Source organism: Pseudoalteromonas sp. SaAl2, from assembly GCF_052947895.1.
The window spans coordinates 476,948-495,034 of the sequence record NZ_CM129605.1; the positions used below are offsets into that span (position 1 = coordinate 476,948).

The 18,087-nt window shown below is 40.2% G+C and carries 13 protein-coding genes and 2 pseudogenes; 8 read left to right on the top strand and 7 right to left on the bottom strand.

Going from position 1 to position 18,087, the window contains the following annotated elements:
- Positions 1 to 133 precede the first annotated feature (133 nt).
- The 4 genes from prfC (at position 134) to ACU8V8_RS02290 (ending at position 5,211) form a co-directional block, all read left to right on the top strand.
- Positions 134 to 1,717 (top strand): peptide chain release factor 3, encoded by a 1,584-nt coding sequence (gene prfC, locus ACU8V8_RS02275; protein ID WP_446888708.1) that lies wholly within the window; start codon positions 134 to 136, stop codon positions 1,715 to 1,717.
- Positions 1,718 to 1,770: 53 nt separating this feature from the next.
- Entirely contained in the window at positions 1,771 to 3,513 is a 1,743-nt protein-coding gene (gene argS, locus ACU8V8_RS02280) for an arginine--tRNA ligase (protein WP_446888709.1), read from the top strand.
- A gap of 255 nt (positions 3,514 to 3,768) precedes the next feature.
- Positions 3,769 to 4,407 (top strand): pyridoxamine 5'-phosphate oxidase, encoded by a 639-nt coding sequence (gene pdxH, locus ACU8V8_RS02285; protein ID WP_421959985.1) that lies wholly within the window; start codon positions 3,769 to 3,771, stop codon positions 4,405 to 4,407.
- 6 nt (positions 4,408 to 4,413) lie between these two features.
- Positions 4,414 to 5,211, top strand: coding sequence for a TatD family hydrolase (locus ACU8V8_RS02290; RefSeq protein WP_446888710.1), 798 nt, complete (start codon positions 4,414 to 4,416; stop codon positions 5,209 to 5,211).
- Here ACU8V8_RS02290 and ACU8V8_RS02295 read toward each other — a convergent pair.
- The gene (locus ACU8V8_RS02295) at positions 5,167 to 5,775 is read right to left on the bottom strand and encodes an AhpA/YtjB family protein (protein WP_446888711.1); all 609 of its coding nucleotides are present in this window, start codon (positions 5,773 to 5,775) and stop codon (positions 5,167 to 5,169) included. The genes ACU8V8_RS02290 and ACU8V8_RS02295 overlap by 45 nt on opposite strands.
- A 132-nt stretch (positions 5,776 to 5,907) precedes the next feature.
- Here ACU8V8_RS02295 and serB point away from each other — a divergent pair.
- A pseudogene (serB, locus tag ACU8V8_RS02300) lies at positions 5,908 to 6,916 on the top strand (phosphoserine phosphatase SerB).
- 33 nt (positions 6,917 to 6,949) lie between these two features.
- On the opposite strand, the pseudogene ACU8V8_RS02305 reads toward serB, so the two are convergent.
- Positions 6,950 to 9,436 (bottom strand): annotated as a pseudogene (locus ACU8V8_RS02305) (PilZ domain-containing protein).
- A 354-nt stretch (positions 9,437 to 9,790) separates the two neighbouring features.
- On the opposite strand from ACU8V8_RS02305, the gene radA reads away from it, so the two are divergent.
- The 3 genes from radA (at position 9,791) to ACU8V8_RS02320 (ending at position 12,870) form a co-directional block, all read left to right on the top strand.
- Entirely contained in the window at positions 9,791 to 11,176 is a 1,386-nt protein-coding gene (radA, locus tag ACU8V8_RS02310) for a DNA repair protein RadA (RefSeq protein WP_446888712.1), read from the top strand.
- 93 nt (positions 11,177 to 11,269) lie between these two features.
- Positions 11,270 to 12,202 (top strand): hypothetical protein, encoded by a 933-nt coding sequence (locus ACU8V8_RS02315; RefSeq protein WP_446888713.1) that lies wholly within the window; start codon positions 11,270 to 11,272, stop codon positions 12,200 to 12,202.
- A 491-nt stretch (positions 12,203 to 12,693) separates the two neighbouring features.
- Positions 12,694 to 12,870, top strand: coding sequence for a hypothetical protein (locus ACU8V8_RS02320; RefSeq protein ID WP_446888714.1), 177 nt, complete (start codon positions 12,694 to 12,696; stop codon positions 12,868 to 12,870).
- A gap of 405 nt (positions 12,871 to 13,275) precedes the next feature.
- Here the strand turns inward: ACU8V8_RS02320 and serA are convergent, their stop codons facing one another.
- The 5 genes from serA to ACU8V8_RS02345 form a co-directional block, all read right to left on the bottom strand.
- A complete protein-coding gene (serA, locus tag ACU8V8_RS02325) occupies positions 13,276 to 14,505 on the bottom strand; it encodes a phosphoglycerate dehydrogenase (RefSeq protein WP_290209244.1) in 1,230 nt (409 codons plus the stop codon).
- Positions 14,506 to 14,516: 11 nt separating this feature from the next.
- Positions 14,517 to 15,170 (bottom strand): ribose-5-phosphate isomerase RpiA, encoded by a 654-nt coding sequence (gene rpiA / locus ACU8V8_RS02330; protein WP_446888715.1) that lies wholly within the window; start codon positions 15,168 to 15,170, stop codon positions 14,517 to 14,519.
- 52 nt (positions 15,171 to 15,222) lie between these two features.
- The gene (locus ACU8V8_RS02335; RefSeq protein WP_446888716.1) at positions 15,223 to 15,819 is read right to left on the bottom strand and encodes a 5-formyltetrahydrofolate cyclo-ligase; all 597 of its coding nucleotides are present in this window, start codon (positions 15,817 to 15,819) and stop codon (positions 15,223 to 15,225) included.
- Positions 15,820 to 15,840: 21 nt separating this feature from the next.
- Positions 15,841 to 16,398 (bottom strand): hypothetical protein, encoded by a 558-nt coding sequence (locus ACU8V8_RS02340; protein ID WP_087532834.1) that lies wholly within the window; start codon positions 16,396 to 16,398, stop codon positions 15,841 to 15,843.
- Positions 16,399 to 16,493: 95 nt separating this feature from the next.
- Complete coding sequence (locus ACU8V8_RS02345; protein WP_087532835.1) at positions 16,494 to 18,014, bottom strand: S10 family peptidase; 1,521 nt, start codon at positions 18,012 to 18,014, stop codon at positions 16,494 to 16,496.
- Positions 18,015 to 18,087 lie beyond the last annotated feature (73 nt).

The window sequence follows — 18,087 nt, forward strand, 5'->3', positions numbered from 1 at the left end:
TACAATCGCTGCTTTTTTGGCTAGAACAAACAAGGTATAATGTCGGCAATTCTATTTTATATTTACAATGCCTCAAAATAGCCTTTACTCGGGTTGTTTTAGCTGTGCCTTGTTATGACTTAAAGCGGCTTACATGTCTAATTTATCTAGTGAAATTAATAAACGACGCACCTTTGCGATCATTTCTCACCCGGATGCGGGTAAAACCACCATTACTGAAAAAGTACTTTTGTTCGGACAGGCAATTCAAAAAGCCGGTACCGTAAAAGGTCGTGGCTCAAATCAACATGCTAAATCTGACTGGATGGACATGGAGAAAGAGCGTGGTATCTCAGTAACGACCTCAGTGATGCAGTTTCCGTATAATGAGCGTTTAGTTAACTTGCTGGATACTCCTGGGCACGAAGATTTCTCTGAAGATACTTATCGTACACTAACCGCGGTAGATTCATGTTTAATGGTTATTGATGCTGCAAAAGGTGTCGAAGATCGTACCCGTAAATTGATGGAAGTAACGCGTTTACGTACTACGCCAATTGTTACTTTTATGAATAAATGTGACCGTGATATACGCGACCCGATGGAGCTGTTAGACGAAGTCGAAACAGAGTTAAACATTGCCTGTGCACCCATTACGTGGCCTATTGGTTGTGGTAAAGAGTTTAAAGGTATTTACCATATTCACCGCGAAGAAACGATTTTATACAAAACAGGCCAAGGTCATACAATTCAAGAAGTTCGTAGCATTAAAGGGTTAGATAACCCTGAGTTAGATGAAGCGATTGGTGGCGAGCTTGCTGAGCAATTGCGTGAAGAGCTTGAGCTGGTAATTGGTGCATCACATGAATTTGACCTAGATCTGTTCTTAGCGGGCGAGTTATCGCCTGTGTATTTTGGTACAGCACTTGGTAACTTTGGTGTTGATCATGTATTAGACGGCCTCACTGAGTGGGCTCCAACGCCATTACCGCGTGAAACAGAAGACCGCCAAGTGGTTGCTGATGAAGAAAACTTCTCAGGCTTTGTATTTAAAATTCAAGCTAATATGGACCCTAAGCACCGTGACCGTATTGCCTTTATGCGAATTGTATCGGGCAAATATAGCCAAGGTATGAAGATGAACCATGTACGTATTGGTAAACAAGTTAGCATCTCTGATGCGGTGACCTTTATGGCGGGTGACCGTGAGCGTGCAGCAGATGCCTTTGCTGGTGATATTATCGGCTTGCATAACCATGGGACTATTCAAATTGGGGATACTTTTACGCAAGGTGAGAAACTTAAATTTAGCGGTATTCCAAACTTTGCACCTGAGCTGTTCCGTCGTATTCGTTTACGCGATCCACTCAAACAAAAACAGTTATTAAAAGGCTTGGTACAGCTATCTGAAGAAGGTGCAGTACAAGTGTTTAGGCCCCTTATTAATAACGACCTTATAGTAGGTGCTGTGGGTGTGTTGCAGTTTGATGTAGTTGTAGCACGCTTAAAAGCTGAATATAACGTAGATGCGATTTATGAAAGCGTGAATGTAAATACCGCTCGCTGGGTAAGTTCGACTGATGTTAAAAAGTTTGAAGATTTTAAACGTAAGTGTGAAAGCAATTTAGCCTTAGATGGCGGTGATAACTTAACCTACATTGCACCTAGCCGTGTGAATCTTAATTTATCAATTGAGCGTTACCCAGAAGTGACGTTTAATCACACACGTGAAAACTAGACAAAAATTTAATTTAAAGCCTGCATAGCGGGCTGATAAAGGTAACAAATTACATGAATATTCGTACGTTTCTAATTGATAAAGCAATCGCAGCGATGACAGCCGCAGGCTTACCGGCTGATACTAACCCTGCAGTAACACAAAGCACACGTCCACAATTTGGTGATTACCAAATTAATGGCGCGATGGGCGCCGCGAAAAAAATGAAAAGCAACCCTCGTGAACTTGCACAAAAAATTATTGATAATTTAGATGTTAGTGATATCGCCGATAAAACAGAAATTGCAGGTCCTGGTTTTATTAATATCCATTTAAAGTCTGAGTTTTTAGCACACAGTGTTGAAGCGGCCAATCAAGATGCAAAATTGGCTATTGCAGAGCATGCAAAGCCGCAAACAGTTGTGGTTGATTACTCATCACCAAACTTGGCTAAAGAAATGCATGTGGGCCATTTACGTTCAACGATTATTGGTGACTCTGTAGTGCGTGCGCTTGAATTTCGTGGTGATAAGGTCATTCGTCAAAATCACATGGGTGATTGGGGCACGCAATTTGGTATGTTGATTGCGCACCTTGAAGATCAAATAAACCAAGGTGTTGACTTAGATAGCGTAGCACTTGCTGATTTAGAGACCTTTTACCGTGACGCGAAAAAGCGTTTTGACGATGAAGAAGGATTTGCCGATAAAGCCCGTGATTATGTAGTTAAACTACAAGGTGGCGATGCACATTGTGAAAAACTGTGGAAGCTGTTTATTGCAACGTCAGTTAAGCACTCTGAAGAAGTATACAAACGCTTAAATGTAACGCTTACAGCCGATGACATCATGGCTGAAAGTGCCTATAACGCAGAGCTAAACGATATTATTGCGTTGTTGAAAAATAAAGAAATTGCTGTTGAGTCGCAAGGCGCACAAGTTGTATTTTTAGATGAGCTAGCTAATAAAGATGGCGAACCATCAGCGTTTATCGTGCAAAAATCTGGTGGCGGCTTCTTATATGCAACAACCGATTTAGCTGCGTGTGACTATCGCTCAAACAAATTAGGCGCGCAGCGTATCTTAATTTTTGTTGATGCGCGCCAAAGTCTACACTTCAGTCAAGTAGAGCTAACTGCTCGTAAAGCTGGTTTATTGCGTGATGAAACCAGCTATGAGTTTTGCCCGTTCGGCACCATGATGGGTGAAGATGGTAAGCCATTTAAAACACGCACCGGTGGCACTGTTAAACTTGCAGATTTACTTGAAGAGTCAATAGCTCGTGCCAGTGCAAAACTAGCAGAGCGCACATCGGATTTAAGCGAACATGAACGTAGCGAAATAGCTCGTAAAGTAGGTATTGGCGCAGTTAAATACGCTGATTTATCTAAAAACCGCACCAGCGATTATATCTTCAACTGGGATACCATGCTCAGCTTTGAAGGCGCAACTGCACCGTACCTACAATATGCCTATACTCGTGTACGCAGCATATTCCGTAAGTCAGGTGTTGATGCAACAAGCTTAAATGCCAGTGTTGCAATCGTAGAGCCACAAGAAAAAGCATTAGCCCTTAAACTACTTCAGTTAGAAGAAGTACTTGATCAGATGATCAGTGAAGCAACACCACACGTATTGTGTAGTTACTTATATGAGTTAGCAAGTTTATACATGACATTTTATGAAGCTTGCCCAGTACTTAAAGAAGGGGTAGAGCCAAGTGTACGTGACAGCCGTTTAGTGTTGTGTAATTTAGTGGCCGATACGTTGAAGACAGGGTTGGATCTTTTAGGCATCGAAGTCATGGAGCAAATGTAACCACCGTCTACTGCGTGTAGTTCGCTTTTACTGCGTTGTCGTGCTTTTTTAGCCTAAGTCACATACAAACACGTATGCTCCTTGGCATAAAAAAGCACTCCGCCTTGTTGTAGGTTGGGTTGAGTGCAACGAAACCCAACAAAATAAATATAATAATGCACTTTAGATGTATTTGACTACCTCGTCGGTTGTCTACTTTGATTAACCTAGAACCTAGAACCTAGAACCTAGAACCCAGAACCTAGAGGGAATTTTATGAAACTTGAAGATATCCGTCGTGAATATTTACAAGACGCGTTGAGTGAAGATAATTTATTAGATTGCCCATTTAAACAATTTGAAAGCTGGCTTGAGCATGCTGTTGCAACACAAATGCCCGATCCAACGGCAATGGTGGTGGCGACGGTTGATAAAGAAGGACAGCCTTCACAGCGCATTGTGTTACTCAAACATCTTGATGATAATGGCTTTGTGTTTTTCACCAATACAGGCTCGCGCAAAGCGCAAGAGCTTAAAGGGAACAACAAGATATCACTGCACTTTCCATGGCACCATATGGAGCGCCAAGTAATTGTATATGGTGAAGCCAAGCCACTACCAACATCTGCTGTAGCAAAATACTTTTTATCACGCCCGAAAGAAAGTCAATTAGCAGCATGGGCTTCAGCTCAAAGCCGCCCGGTTTCGTCACGTAAAGTGTTAATGGAAACCTTTGCTAATATGAAGAATAAATTTTCTAACGGTGAAATTCCACTTCCAGACTTTTGGGGCGGATATTGTGTCGTTCCCACTAAAATTGAGTTTTGGCAAGGTGGTGCGCATCGTCTACATGACCGCTTTATGTACCAACGCCAAGCAGATAATAGCTGGCAAGTTACTCGACTGAACCCATAAGCGACTATGGCGTTTATTGATTCTCACTGCCACTTAGATTTTGCTGAATTTGATGTTTCGCGTGAGCAACTAATTAAGCAATGTCAGGAGCAAGGAGTTAATCAATTTATTGTGCCGGGGATCACCTTGGCACAATCTCGGGCACTACCTTTGTTCAAGCAACAGAATCCCACAGTTCACATTGCAGTGGGTTTACACCCTTACTTTATTAGTGAGTTTGCTGATGAGCATTTAGCTCAATTAACTGAACTTGCCCAGCAGCATCGTTCGCTACTTGTCGCTATTGGCGAGTGCGGTATAGACCGCAGCATTGCTAACCTGCCATTACAAATCAAAATATTTGAATATCATGTAGAGCTAGCTAATCAACTTGAGCTACCTTTGATTGTGCATCACCGGCAAAGTCATGACTTAATCGCGCAGTCGTTTAAGCGCTGTAAGCCTAAGTACGGCGGTGTTATTCATGCTTTCTCAGGCTCATTACAACAAGCGAACTATTATATAAAGCAGGGGTTTAAGCTAGGTGTTGGTGGGGTCATCACGTACCAACGAGCACAAAAAACGCGTCATGTTATAGCGCAAGTAGATCCAGAACATTTATTGCTTGAAACCGACTCTCCTTCAATGCCGCTTTTGGGTTATCAAGGTCAAATTAATACACCATTACAATTACCGTTGGTGTTTCAGAAACTTTGTCTGTTAAAGCTGCTTAGTGAACCTGAAAAAGCCGAGTTAGAGCAGCAGCTTTACGATTCATGCTCAGCGCTTTTTTCGAATATAGCGGTTTACTTGCCAGCGCTTTAATCCACGGCCTAATTGCCAAGTGAAAATACATGTGATCACCAACATGAGTAATACCTGACGACCTAAGTCATGGAAATGGTTGTGGCTTTGTGAAACCGCTGAACGGGTTAAGTAAGTAATTGATACGAAGCCAATTGGGCGATCGTCAGCACTAATTACAGGCTCTATAAAAGGAGTTTTTAATTTACTGATACCCGGTGTTGAGTGGGGAAGTTTACCTAGCAAATGATGTGGTTGCCAGTTATCACTACTGGCTATTAATACTCCTTGTTGATCATATATCGTAGCAGCTAAAACAAACTCATCTCTACTAATATTGTTACACAATGCATTTAATGCAGGCTTATTTTTTTCAAGTAAAGGGAGCTGGGCATTAAGCGCCATAAAGCGGGTTAAACTTTTTGCTGTGCTATCGGCATTATCGTAAAGTAGCTGGTGGCTTTGAAAACTACTGTTTACAGCAACCCAAGTTAACAATAAAAAGCATGCTGCAGCTAGGCTAAGACGAACAAGTCGTTGTCTAACTGATGCTGAAATTGGGTTTTTAATATGGTTATTTTTCATAGTCATTGCTTACACTGCTGACAGCTTTTGTTTTTGATGTTACAACTAAGGTAACTATAACCTTAAATCCCTGCCAATGGCGAATTTACTGAAAAATTAGCAGGGAGACATTAGTCTCATTTTGGAGTCATCATGACATTTGAACGCCTTGCGACAACTTCAGCAACGCACATATCGTCGCAGTTAGTATTAGGCTCATGGGTTAAATACTGCGAGGCTGGACTGGTAAAAACACAGTTACCTACAAACCCTCAAGGGACTTTTAGTGTTGCTTTTGATGCTGATTTTGACGGCGAAAAAATAGTGGCAGTTATTGAGTTTTTACGTAGTAACAACATCATTGTTGATGCGATATGCCGTTATCAACCTTCTTCAGATTTAACACCTGCAATTTGCTTTTACAGTAATGAGACACATCAAGCACTAAATCCATTGAGCTTAAATGAGTTTGCCCATGCTAAAGGCTTCCAGTTAGTACAATTGCAAACACCACCTGATTTAGAAAAACCAGGCTTATTAGTTATGGATATGGACTCAACAGCCATTACCATAGAATGTATTGACGAAATTGCACGTTTAGCAAATGTGTATGACGAAGTTGCTGCGGTTACAGCCCAAGCGATGGCGGGTAAACTGGATTTTAGCGAGAGCTTACATCAGCGAGTAGCAAAATTAGAAGGCATAGAGCAGAGCTTAATTGACGAGTTAAAAAATGCGTTACCGTTAATGCCGGGCATTGCAGCATTATGCCAAGTGCTGAAACAACATAACTGGTATTTAGCCATTGCTTCAGGTGGTTTTGTACCGTTTGCTGAGCAAGTTCAAAAAGCTACTCAACTTAGATGAAGTACACGCAAATATACTCGAATTTAAAGATAATAAACTCACAGGAAGAGTGCTTGGAACAATTGTAGATGCCAATCAAAAAGCAATGGTATTAGGTAATTTAACTGAGCAGTTAAACTTAACGCAACAGCAAACAGTTGCGATAGGTGACGGCGCAAACGATTTAACCATGATGGCGAGGGCGGGTTTAGGAGTGGCTGTTCACGGTAAACCTAAAGTCGTTGAGCAAGCACAAGCGGCTATATGCCACGGTTCATTATTGCAATTACTGTATTTAATGACAATCCCTAAGTAGCAAACTTTGGATTAGCATAAGCTAACAATATTGTTAGCTTATGCGATTTAACCATGTTTGCTTACGTGAGGTCATTTCATTAATAAGTTCAGCTTTAAAATCTAAGTGACTAAGTGTTTCTTCTGTTACATCAACCATATCGCCAACCCCTGCAACTGACCATAAGGCTTCTTCTAAATCTTTTGCTTTATGCATCGCATATTGACTAACGTATTTTAGTTCATTCGATAAATAATCAGTATCGGGGCGTCCAGTGCGTGAGATGTATAAACGCATTACAAACACTAATTCGCTTTTGAGGCCTTTTTTCAAAAATAAGTGATGAGCAGTGAAGTCATCAATTGCAGTGCATTGGGTTTTTACTGCTTCATCGATGGTTGATTTCTTTGGATCAAAGCGAATAAATAAAGTAAATGGCAGAGGGGGATCTTGACGGCTACGGTCTTTTATTAACGGAGTGATAGTTTCAGTTATTTGATCGGTAGATAAGAATGCGGTTAAACTGGTTTTATCGTTTAATAGGCCAAAACTTTGTAATATACGGTGTATAGCATTTGGGTATAAGCCTTGGCCTATTGCGCCTGTTTCAAAGTGTGAAGCCTCTTTATGTAGATAAAAAGGGAGTTGGCATACGGTTTTTGTAACCATGTTACGCAATGCTGTGGAGAGCCCAGGTACTTTTGGTGCTTCTTCAGAAACCTTTAATTTATCTTTATTATTTTCAATTAGCTGAGTGAAAAACGTCACACCCATATGTGGAGTATCCGCAATACGTACCGCTTTTAAATTAATTGTAGTGAGTGATTTGCTCACTGCCATTACTTCATATTTTAACTGGGATAGCTGATGTTTTTTGGTGATTTTTTGTAGCTCAGGCAAGCTTAACTCTACTATATCGCCTTTATTCAGGTCGGTGGCTTTCTCGCACTCTATTTGCAAGCCCATGACAGAAAAATCACGACTGTGAGCTTTTATAATGTATTCTGCGCTCGCATTTATCATGACCTCTGTTTTATATAAATAACGTTTATGAGCACGTAAATTCACGTACTCTAAATCAACCATTTCAAGCTTTGGTGGCGTTTTATGTTTGCCGTGACCAAATTGCTTAAGCTGATTTACCACGCTTTTATCGTATTTAAAGCTTTGATAATGGCTTTGCTCTGCTTTAGTTCCTACTGACGTTAATACCACTAAATATTTAACGTTTTTAATCATACCTTGTACACGAGGCGAGGGTGGTTTATTGAGTTTTTCAATATCTTTCCCGGCAGTATTCGGTAAGCTTAATGGAATAAATGAATCGTCTGGGTGACTAGGCATTAACTGTACTTTAAAGCAGTGCCAGCTGTCTTTTTGACTGCCAAAGCCAAAAAATAAATTTCTTAATTCAGGCTCTCTTGCAAGTTCGCTACGGGTTGCAGAATAATAATAAACCTTGCCAGCAACAACATGAGTAAAAGTATAAAGGTAGTCTTCCTTAACTTGTGCTGGATCGTTTAATAATGCTGTTAAGCGTTGCTGATTCAAAATGGTATACAAACAAGATAGCTTTCGTTCATCACAAAAATAACGTTGGATAAAAATATTATTTTCGGTGGTAAGTACTAAGCTTGGATAAAGCTTTTCGCCTTGTAAGCTAAAAAATGTATAGAGTGAGGTTACGCGAGGAATGTAATACTGTTCATAGCCTTTTGATACAACAGCATCTAAAGTATTATCAAGGTTAACTTTGTAGCGGCGCTTATTGCCATGAATAAAGCTTTCTAAAAACTCATCAAATTTAATGTTGTTTTCCACGAATGTGCGCTTTAAACGAACATGGTTAAATTCAGCAGATATCCGTTCAACGGCAACAACCTCATATTGAATGCCATTTTTAAGACCAAGTTCAAAGTCTTGTTCAAGGCCTACGAGCCTCAAGCTGAGTAGCTGACCTCGGGAGACATTATAGCGCGGAGCAAGCTTTATTTTTGCACCACTAAGAGAAATGTCAGAGGTTGTGGCAGCAACTTTATTGCCTGCTTTTAGTTCTACCGTAATTTTAATAGAGTAGTTCATTCGCTCTTCGCGACGACTTTCATAAGAGGCAAACTTTATTACTTGGCAATCTAGCAACTGCTGTTCTACTGATTCTGGTTGGGTAGCAAGTTGGGCGGCTTTTTTTGCATGATCTTATGGTTGTTATCGGTACTCATAACCGCTTCATAAACCGCAAGAGTATAACCTCCGTGCCGTTGAATTGCCTTTTTCAAACACAGAAATAGCGGTTTCATCCATAAAGTGTTGTTTACCGTCATACTCATAAGGTTTTACTTGGCCAGTCACTTGGCCCCGCAAATCAATAAATCGAGCAATAGGCTGTGACAGGCGCGACATCTCCATCTTAAGTAAAAACTGCTCAGGCTTAGTTAAGCCTGCGGTTTTTGCCTTAAAGATCCCGTCAAATTTGGCGTTACCTAAATACGATTTTAATTCTTCAACTAAATCATCGTATTTAAGAAGTATGTCTTCACTCATCTATAAAACCATCACCGTCTATTTTAAAAGTAGGTATACTGACACCAGTTAAAGGTAACAGGCTATTTTATAATTAGCGCATATGTGCATAAATAATTATATAAAATGTTACTTGGTAGCTACTTTTTAGTTTTTATTATTATAATTTGCCAAATAAATGGCTCATCACTTTAAACCATATCTAAAGTAAAAATAAAGCAAAAAGTGTGCCTTGTAGGAAATAGGAGCGTGATACTTAGATTGTGGCGCTGCTTTAACTGATTGGCAAGTTATGTTGCTATGTAAAAGCGCTGAATGCAAAATAATAGTTTAAATAACAGCAAAACTAATTTAGAGAAAATAGGTAAGGTTTAAATGGCGAAAGCGGCAAAAGTAGAATTTGTATGTAGCGAATGTGGCATGAACTATCAGCGTTGGCAAGGACAATGCCGCTGCGGTGCATGGAATACATTGGTTGAGTTTAAGCCATCTGCAGGGCAAAACAAAAAAGCTTCTTCACGTGCTAGTGTCGGTGGTTATGCCGGCGGTATCGGTGGTGGCTCTAAAAAAATAAACGACGTTGCTACCACGGAAGCTGAAAAACAACTTACAGGTATTGGTGAGCTTGATCGTGTTTTAAGCGGTGGTGTAACAACTGGGTCGGTTAATATAATTTCTGGTGACCCTGGAGCTGGTAAAACAACATTACTATCTGATTTAGTCGCGAGAATGTCTCAGCGTATGCCATCACTATACTGTACGGCAGAAGAGTCATTATCGCAGTTTAAAAATCGAGTAAACCGCTTAAAGCTAGATTACAACCCCGACGAGCTGTACTTATTATCAGAAACCAGTGTTGAAACCATTATTGAAGAGCTTGAAAGCAATAAAATAAAGTTTGCTGTTATTGATTCAATTCAAGCCGTTGTAACTGATACAGCCAATGGTAGCCCTGGTTCCCCATCACAAGTTAAAAGTGCCGCGCAAGCGCTTACACAATACTGTAAGCAAAATGACGTCACTATGTTCATTATTGCCCATGTAAACAAAAATAATGAAATAGCAGGGCCGCAAACCTTAGTACACATTGTTGATGCGCTACTGCACATAGATACCAATGACGGGCAAATACGCACCTTGCGCGCTAATAAAAATCGCTTTGGTGATATTGACACTGTGGGCATTTTTAGAATGTGTGAACGCGGAATGCTCAGTGTTGATAACCCCAGTGAAATATTTTTATCCGGCTCTAGCACTGACTCACCGGGTTCAGCCATTACATGTATTCGCAAAGGTAACCGTAACTTATTGCTCGAAATTCAATGTCTAACCACCGAAACAGAAGCTGAATTTCCACAACGTGTCTGCGTTGGCTTAAATATGAATCGTATTAAAATGTTGACTGGTATTTTACGAAAGCACACTAAAACTAAAATTTTCCACGATACATTTTTTAATATTGTCGGAGGCCTCAGGATCGATGAAACTGAAACCTGTATTGATTTAGCATTAGTAGCCGCTTTGCTTAGTAGTCTTAATGAATTTGTCGTGCCACGTACTACTTGTATTATGGGAGAATTGAGTTTAAACGGCGATGTACGTCCTATTGACAGTGGAGTACCGCGAGTGAAAGAAGCCGCACAGCATGGTTTTACTGAGATATTTATTCCGTTTCGTAATTACCATAAATCAATGGAAGGACTAGGTGCTAAAATTACTCCGGTTAAAACCGTGCATGAACTACTTAGTCTGATTAATTAAATAATGATCAGTAAAAGCGCTTAACTGGCAATGTTCAACAATGTTACCCTTGAGCCAAGACAAAAAATACAAAGATTTGAATAAGGAAATAGAATGAAAAAATTGGCCATTATTGCAGGTGTTGTGATTATTGCTATCGGCGGTGTTAGTTATGCTAATCACGCGCTTACTCAAGAAGTCAAAGTGGAAGTTGATCGCCAACTAGACATGTTGAGCCAACAAACAGGTTCAGCAGTTACTTATGAAGATTTATCAGCTAGCGTGTTCTCAAAAAGTGTAGAACTTTCAAATATTAGTATCACAGGCTTTGATGAAAAAGTAATTGCAAAGATTAATAGTATCTTGGTAGCCGGTTATGATGCAGAAAAAATAGCCCCGCGCACAGAGGTGGCTGTTAATGGTTTTAAATTCAGTGATGATTTTATTGCTCAATTACCTGCTGACGCTAATAATCAGTTAGCAAGTGCGAGTTATGACTTACACACCTTAATGAATTACGATGCTGATTCGGGCGACAGTGATATTGCTTTAAACATTAATGCCAATGACATTATTGCCTTTAATTTAGACTTAGGCCTAGCCAAATCAACAGCGCTAATGGAAGCGTCATTAGCGGTAAGTAAATTACAGCAAGCAAGCGGTTCTCAACAGTTAACATTAGAGCAACAGTTACAGCAACAAACTTTGATGATGCAAGCACTTGCTGAACTTGAACCTCGAACAATTAAAATAAACTTAAACAACCAAGGTGAATTTAAAGCGCTTGTTGAACAAGTGCTTGAAAAGCAAGGTATGACCCTTGAACAAATGCAGCAAATGGTTGATGTACAAATACAGCAAGCCCCAGTGAGCGACGAGCTTGCTGCAGCTATTAAAAACTTCACTCAAGGTTTAGATTCATTAACTGTCTCGGCGAGCCTACCTGAGGGGCAAACCATGGACGAAATTAACCAGCAGATATTTACTTTAATGGGTCAACCAAACGATCTAGCTGAGTTTATAAACCTCGAAGCGAAAGGGGAATAGCTCAAATAGTTGTAGTTTGAGACAAAATTCAGGTTTTGATTATTTTAAAGCGCGAGTATAGCTCGCGCTTTTTTTGCTTGTTTGAGGAGCTAGGTTTTAGGCGCTAGGTACTAGGAAAAACACAGGAACGCGAATACTTTTGGGTCTAAAACCTGTATTACTCTAAAGCGCAGCGCCTCTTTGTGAATAATTCACTAAATTTTTTGCTCAAAGAGAAGGGAATGAGAAGTAAATGAGGATTAACTTGAGGGCTAATTAGCTACATAAAACACGATACATTAAGAATTAGGCTGCGCTTATCTCCTAAAATAAGCCAATCAAACACCCGCCAAAACATTAACTAAAACAACAGAAAATACGCTTTTTATATTTTACGTGAAAGTCAGTTATCGATTGAATCAAAATAGCAACTCGGCTATGGTTTATGCATCAATAAAAATAAATTAAAAATGAGTTAATCTACAGACTCATTAGCAGGTTCAGGAATAACTATGAGTAAATGGAATAAATCTAGCAAAGCAAAGAGACCTATGCTTTTTGGTATTGCAATGGGCGTTGCTATGGGAGCAAGTCTCGGCGTTGCATTAAACAGTGTCACTTTGGGTATTAGTATTGGTGTTGCTATGTCAGTTGCTTTCTGGGCTTCTGCCAAAAAATCAAACAAATAATTACCAGTAGTATTACGCTGCTAACACATATGAGCCTTAACTCTGCCAATAGGCACAAGTATTTTTTGACCGTTTTAATAAAGTGACGGTCAATTCAAAATCAACTCTAATCCAATCAGCAAATACGTTGACTTCGCCTGTCAATGCAGCTGACCGCAAATTTAAATAGGGTGCGTTACGCAGTAACTTCTTATTGCGCTCTCATCGCAGCCAGGTTTTTCAAACTTTACAGGGGGCGCAGAGGCACAGCGATTAAAGGCTTTAATTGAGCAGAGAGCCACACTGTTCTTTGCAAAGTAACATTTATCTCACTTCAAAATAAAGGCCGTGCTTGACTTAACAAGCACGGCTTTTATTTTGTGCTAGCACCTAGCACCTAGCACCTAGCACCTAGCACCTAGCAACCTAGTGCAAAATACGTGCTCTGATAGTACCTTCAACCGCACTGAGCTCTTTCAATGCAACTTCTGACTGATCAGTGTCTACGTCGATTACTACATAACCAATGGCTTCGTCGGTTTGTAAGTACTGTGCGGCGATATTAATACCGTGCTGTGCAAATGCTTGGTTAATTTGCGTTAGTACACCAGGGCGGTTGTGGTGTACGTGTAATAAACGGCTGCGATTAGCAAGTTCTGGCAATGATACTTCAGGGAAGTTAACAGCGGTAATCGTTGAGCCATTATCTGAGTATTTAGCCAATTTCCCCGCGACTTCAATACCAATGTTTTCTTGTGCTTCTTGTGTTGAGCCACCAATGTGCGGTGTTAAAATTACGTTGTCGAATTCACGCAGTGGTGATACAAATTCGTCATCGTTTGATTTTGGCTCGACAGGGAATACATCAATGGCAGCGCCACTTAACTTTTTATCACGAAGTGCTTCTGCAAGCGCATCTATATCAACCACAGTGCCGCGAGATGCATTGATCAAGATTGCACCTTGTTTCATTACTGAGATTTCAGCACTACCGATTAAGTTTTTAGTTTGCGGTGTTTCTGGTACGTGTAAACTAATCACATCGGCGCGTTGCAACAACTGAGTTAAATTATGGACTTGTGTTGCATTACCCAGGGTTAGCTTGTCTTCAATATCGTAAAACTCAACGTTCATGCCGATGTTTTCTGCCATGATGCTAAGTTGTGTACCAATGTGGCCGTAACCAATAATACCGAGTGTTTTACCACGAGCTTCAAATGAACCATTGGCTGTTTTTAACCAGCCGCCGCGATGAGCGATAGCATTACGCTCTGGAATACCGCGGAACAAGAGTAAAATCTCGCCAAGTACAAGCTCTGCAACTGAACGAGTATTAGAAAACGGCGCGTTAAATACTGCAATACCGCGTTGGCGTGCTGCATCTAAATGAACTTGGTTGGTACCGATACAAAAGCAACCAATTGCCACTAGCTTTTCAGCAGCTTCAAGTACAGCTTCAGTAATATGAGTACGAGAACGAAGACCTACAAAGTGCACGTCTTTAATGCGCTCGAGCAGTTCGTCCTCAGGTAACGATGTTTTTACGTAATCAATGTTGCTGTATCCATTACGCTTTAGTGTTTCAACTGCACTTTGGTGTACACCTTCAAGCAAGAGAATTTTAATTTTGTCTTTTGCTAACGATACCTTACTCATAATCCTCATTCCTATTTTATTTGCGGCCCATTTTTGGTGCCTATGATTACTTTATCAGCGCCACGTTCGGCAAATAAGCCGTTGGTGACTACACCGACAATTTGATTAATTGTCAGCTCTAATTGTTTGGCGTTATTAATAGCTAAATTATGAACGTCTAAAATGACGTTGCCATTATCAGTAATAACCCCTTGACGGTACACAGGGTCGCCGCCAAGCTTTAATAATTCACGCGCTACATAGCTACGTGCCATTGGGATAACTTCAACGGGAAGTGGAAATTGGCCCAATGTATCAACCAGTTTTGTGTCATCTACAATACACACAAACTGCTTGGCAACGGCGGCAACAATTTTCTCACGAGTCAGTGCTGCGCCACCGCCTTTAATCATTTCGTTTTTGGCGTTAATTTCATCTGCGCCATCTACGTAAACATCTAAACTTGCTACATCATTTAACTCAAATACTTCAATACCCAGTGCTTTGAGTTTTTCGGTTGATGCATCAGAGCTTGAAACCGCACCTGTTATGGTGTCTTTTATTGAACCTAAAGCATCAATAAAGTGGTTAACGGTAGAGCCCGTGCCAACGCCTACAATGGTATTTTCTTCTACAAATTCTAGGGCTGCCCACGCTGCCGCTTTTTTTAGTTCATCTTGTGTCATGGTATTTGCTCAATAGGTGGAGTTACTTACCTTTAGTATACAAATTTATTGCTTACCAATGGTAGGTTTTCTGTGGGGTAATGATTAAATTTAATGGAACATCCCACGATTCAACAGGTAAACTTTCAACGTGTTGGCATTGATGTGCCAAACCAATGAGTTGAGGTTTTTGCCAGTTTTCGTTGTGGTAACGCGCCAAGGTTTTATCATAAAAACCACCACCCATACCTAATCGATTACCGTTACTATCAAATGCAACTAAAGGCATTAATAAGTAATCTAAGTCCTGTAAAGGGCATATCTGACTACAATTTAACTTAGGCTCCAAGATACCATAGCGATTTGGCCTCATGGGTGAATTTTCTTCATAGCGTTGAAAGTATAATGTAGTGCCATTAAATGGGTGAATTACAGGTAGGTATAATGTGTGGTCTTTAGACCAAAGTTCTTTAATTAACAATGATGTGTCGAGTTCTGCGTCATTGCTAAAATAAATGCCAATATGTGAGTTTTTAGCGCTTTTTGTTGTTCTTAGGTATTGAATAAAATTCACTTTTAGCTGTTTGGCAGCAATTTTTTGTTCGATTTTTGATAAAGAATTACGTTTTTTTCGAATTTCTTGGCGTATTTGCGCTCGTTTATTGTTCATGTTTATTATTTTGTTTAGTTGTTATGTGTCTAAAAAAGTGAATAAATCAGGAAAAGCGAATGATAACCCCAGCACGACAAGTAATATTAAGACCATTGCAATGAGAGAATAAAGTAACGTATTGCTGCGTTTTTTAATCGGCGTGTTGAGATCTTCATCAAGGAGTAGATCATCCGTTTGCCATTCATCACTTTCAGGCTCTACTGGTTGCTCTGTGGTTGCGGATATTCGTTGTTCTAAATCATCCAGTTTTTCTTCAATGCGTATTAAACTACTAGTAATGTAGTCGAGAGCATTAAAAATACGCTCATCACGTTGCTGAGATGCTTCATCACTTTGAGTGTTTGATTGTGGCTGTGTAAGAGGTTGTAATTTACTTTTGATGCCAACAGTTGCAAGTAATTTAGCTTGTTTTAAAGCTTTTTCTTTTGCGCAGGGGGCAAACAGCGGTTTGTTTTCAAAAAATGCAGCTATTTTGCTGTGAGGCGCTTTTAACTTTGCTGCAAGCTTTGCTTGTGCATCATCAGGTTGAATGCCTTGTGCGAGTCCTGCAAATATTACGCGATAGTTTTCTGACATCTTTGTTTTCCAAAAATGTTAAATCAATGGTTTGAGTATAAACAAAGAACAGCCCGTGTAAACGGGCTGAGTAAATATAGTCTAAATATCAGCAATTAATACTTAGCTGATTCACCTTCTTTAGGCAGTGCATTTAACATGAACTCGCGTAAGTCATTGTTCGAACTTTCCAAGTCAGCGTGACGAAGATACATCATATGACCACTACGGTAGCCTTTAAAGCTTAAACGGTCGCGCATTTTACTGCTTGGGTCTAGTTGCCACATGGTATATTTAGCATCAAAGTAATTAGTTGCGCCGTCATAATAACCTGCTTGTACGAGTACGTTTAGGTACGGGTTTTGTGCCATAGCTAAACGTAAATTTTCGCCGGTATTGTTTTTACTACGATCCCAAGGGTGCACGTTGCCAAATAAGTTGTATTTAACATCGGTTTTATAATTGAGTTCATTACGTAAGTAATGATTAATAGCTGGCGTAAATGAATGTAACCATGAGGTTAGCTCTGCCCAGTAATCAGGAGATTCACCTGCATCGCGTTTATCCATGCCTAAATAGCGAGAATCTAAGCGCCCTAAAGTTTGGCCGCGCTCACGTAATAACTCTTTCCAGAAAAAGTTAGTTGGAATGTCTAAGTTATTTTGTGCAACAAACTTTTCAGACACACCAGCGTAAAGTGCCATTTGCTTTATGATAGCGCGTTTTTCTTCATCGCCAATAAAACCGCCTTTTGCAATGGCGGGGATCAACTTATTTATTGTGAAATCTTCGACTTCTGGAAGTAATTCATCTAAATCTTTAGCTTGTAGGGCAGGGCTTAGTGCTTTGTGATACCAAGCCGTAGCTGCAAAATAAGGCAGGCGGTTTGCTGCTTTTACAGGACCGTCACGTTTAATGCCGATATCGGTAGGCGATACAAGCACAACACCGTTAATGTACATCCACTGACGGTTTTGTAGTTCATGGGCAAGGCCTGAAACACGGGTAGTACCATAACTTTCACCAATTAAAAACTTAGGTGAGCGCCAGCGCTCTGTGCGATTTACAAACGTATTTAACCATTCAGCTAAATACTTAATGTCGGCATTAACACCAAAAAACATTTTTTGTTGTGCGTCTTTACTTGGTAACTCACCTTTTTCGTTTTCTAAAACGCGTGAATAACCGGTATTCACTGGGTTTACATACACGATATCAGCGACATCAAGTACTGAATATGGGTTGTCTTTTACGCCATATGGCTGAATCGGGTAGCCTTCGTCATCAATTTTTAACACCCGTGGTCCAGTATAGGCTAAATGCATCCATACAGATGCTGAACCTGGCCCACCATTGAATGAAATGAGTAATGGACGTTTCGTTCTGTCGTCAACTTTGTCACGTTCATAATACGTATATTGCAGCGTTGCGACAGCATCACCTTTATCATCCCACACCGGCTGAGTACCCGTGGTTGCGGTATAAGAAAAGCGTTCACCGTTAATCCGAGCTTTGTGCTCAGTAACTACGGTGCTATCTACGTCAATACGACGTTGGTTTTCATTGGCAAAGCTAACTTGTGAAGCAGTTAAAGTAAGTGAAGCTAATGAGAGGCTAATGATACTAATAAGTTTCATGCGGGATCCTTTTTTAATATTTTATCCATTAAAGATAATTTCACTCAAAATAACAAAGTTAATGAGACTAGGT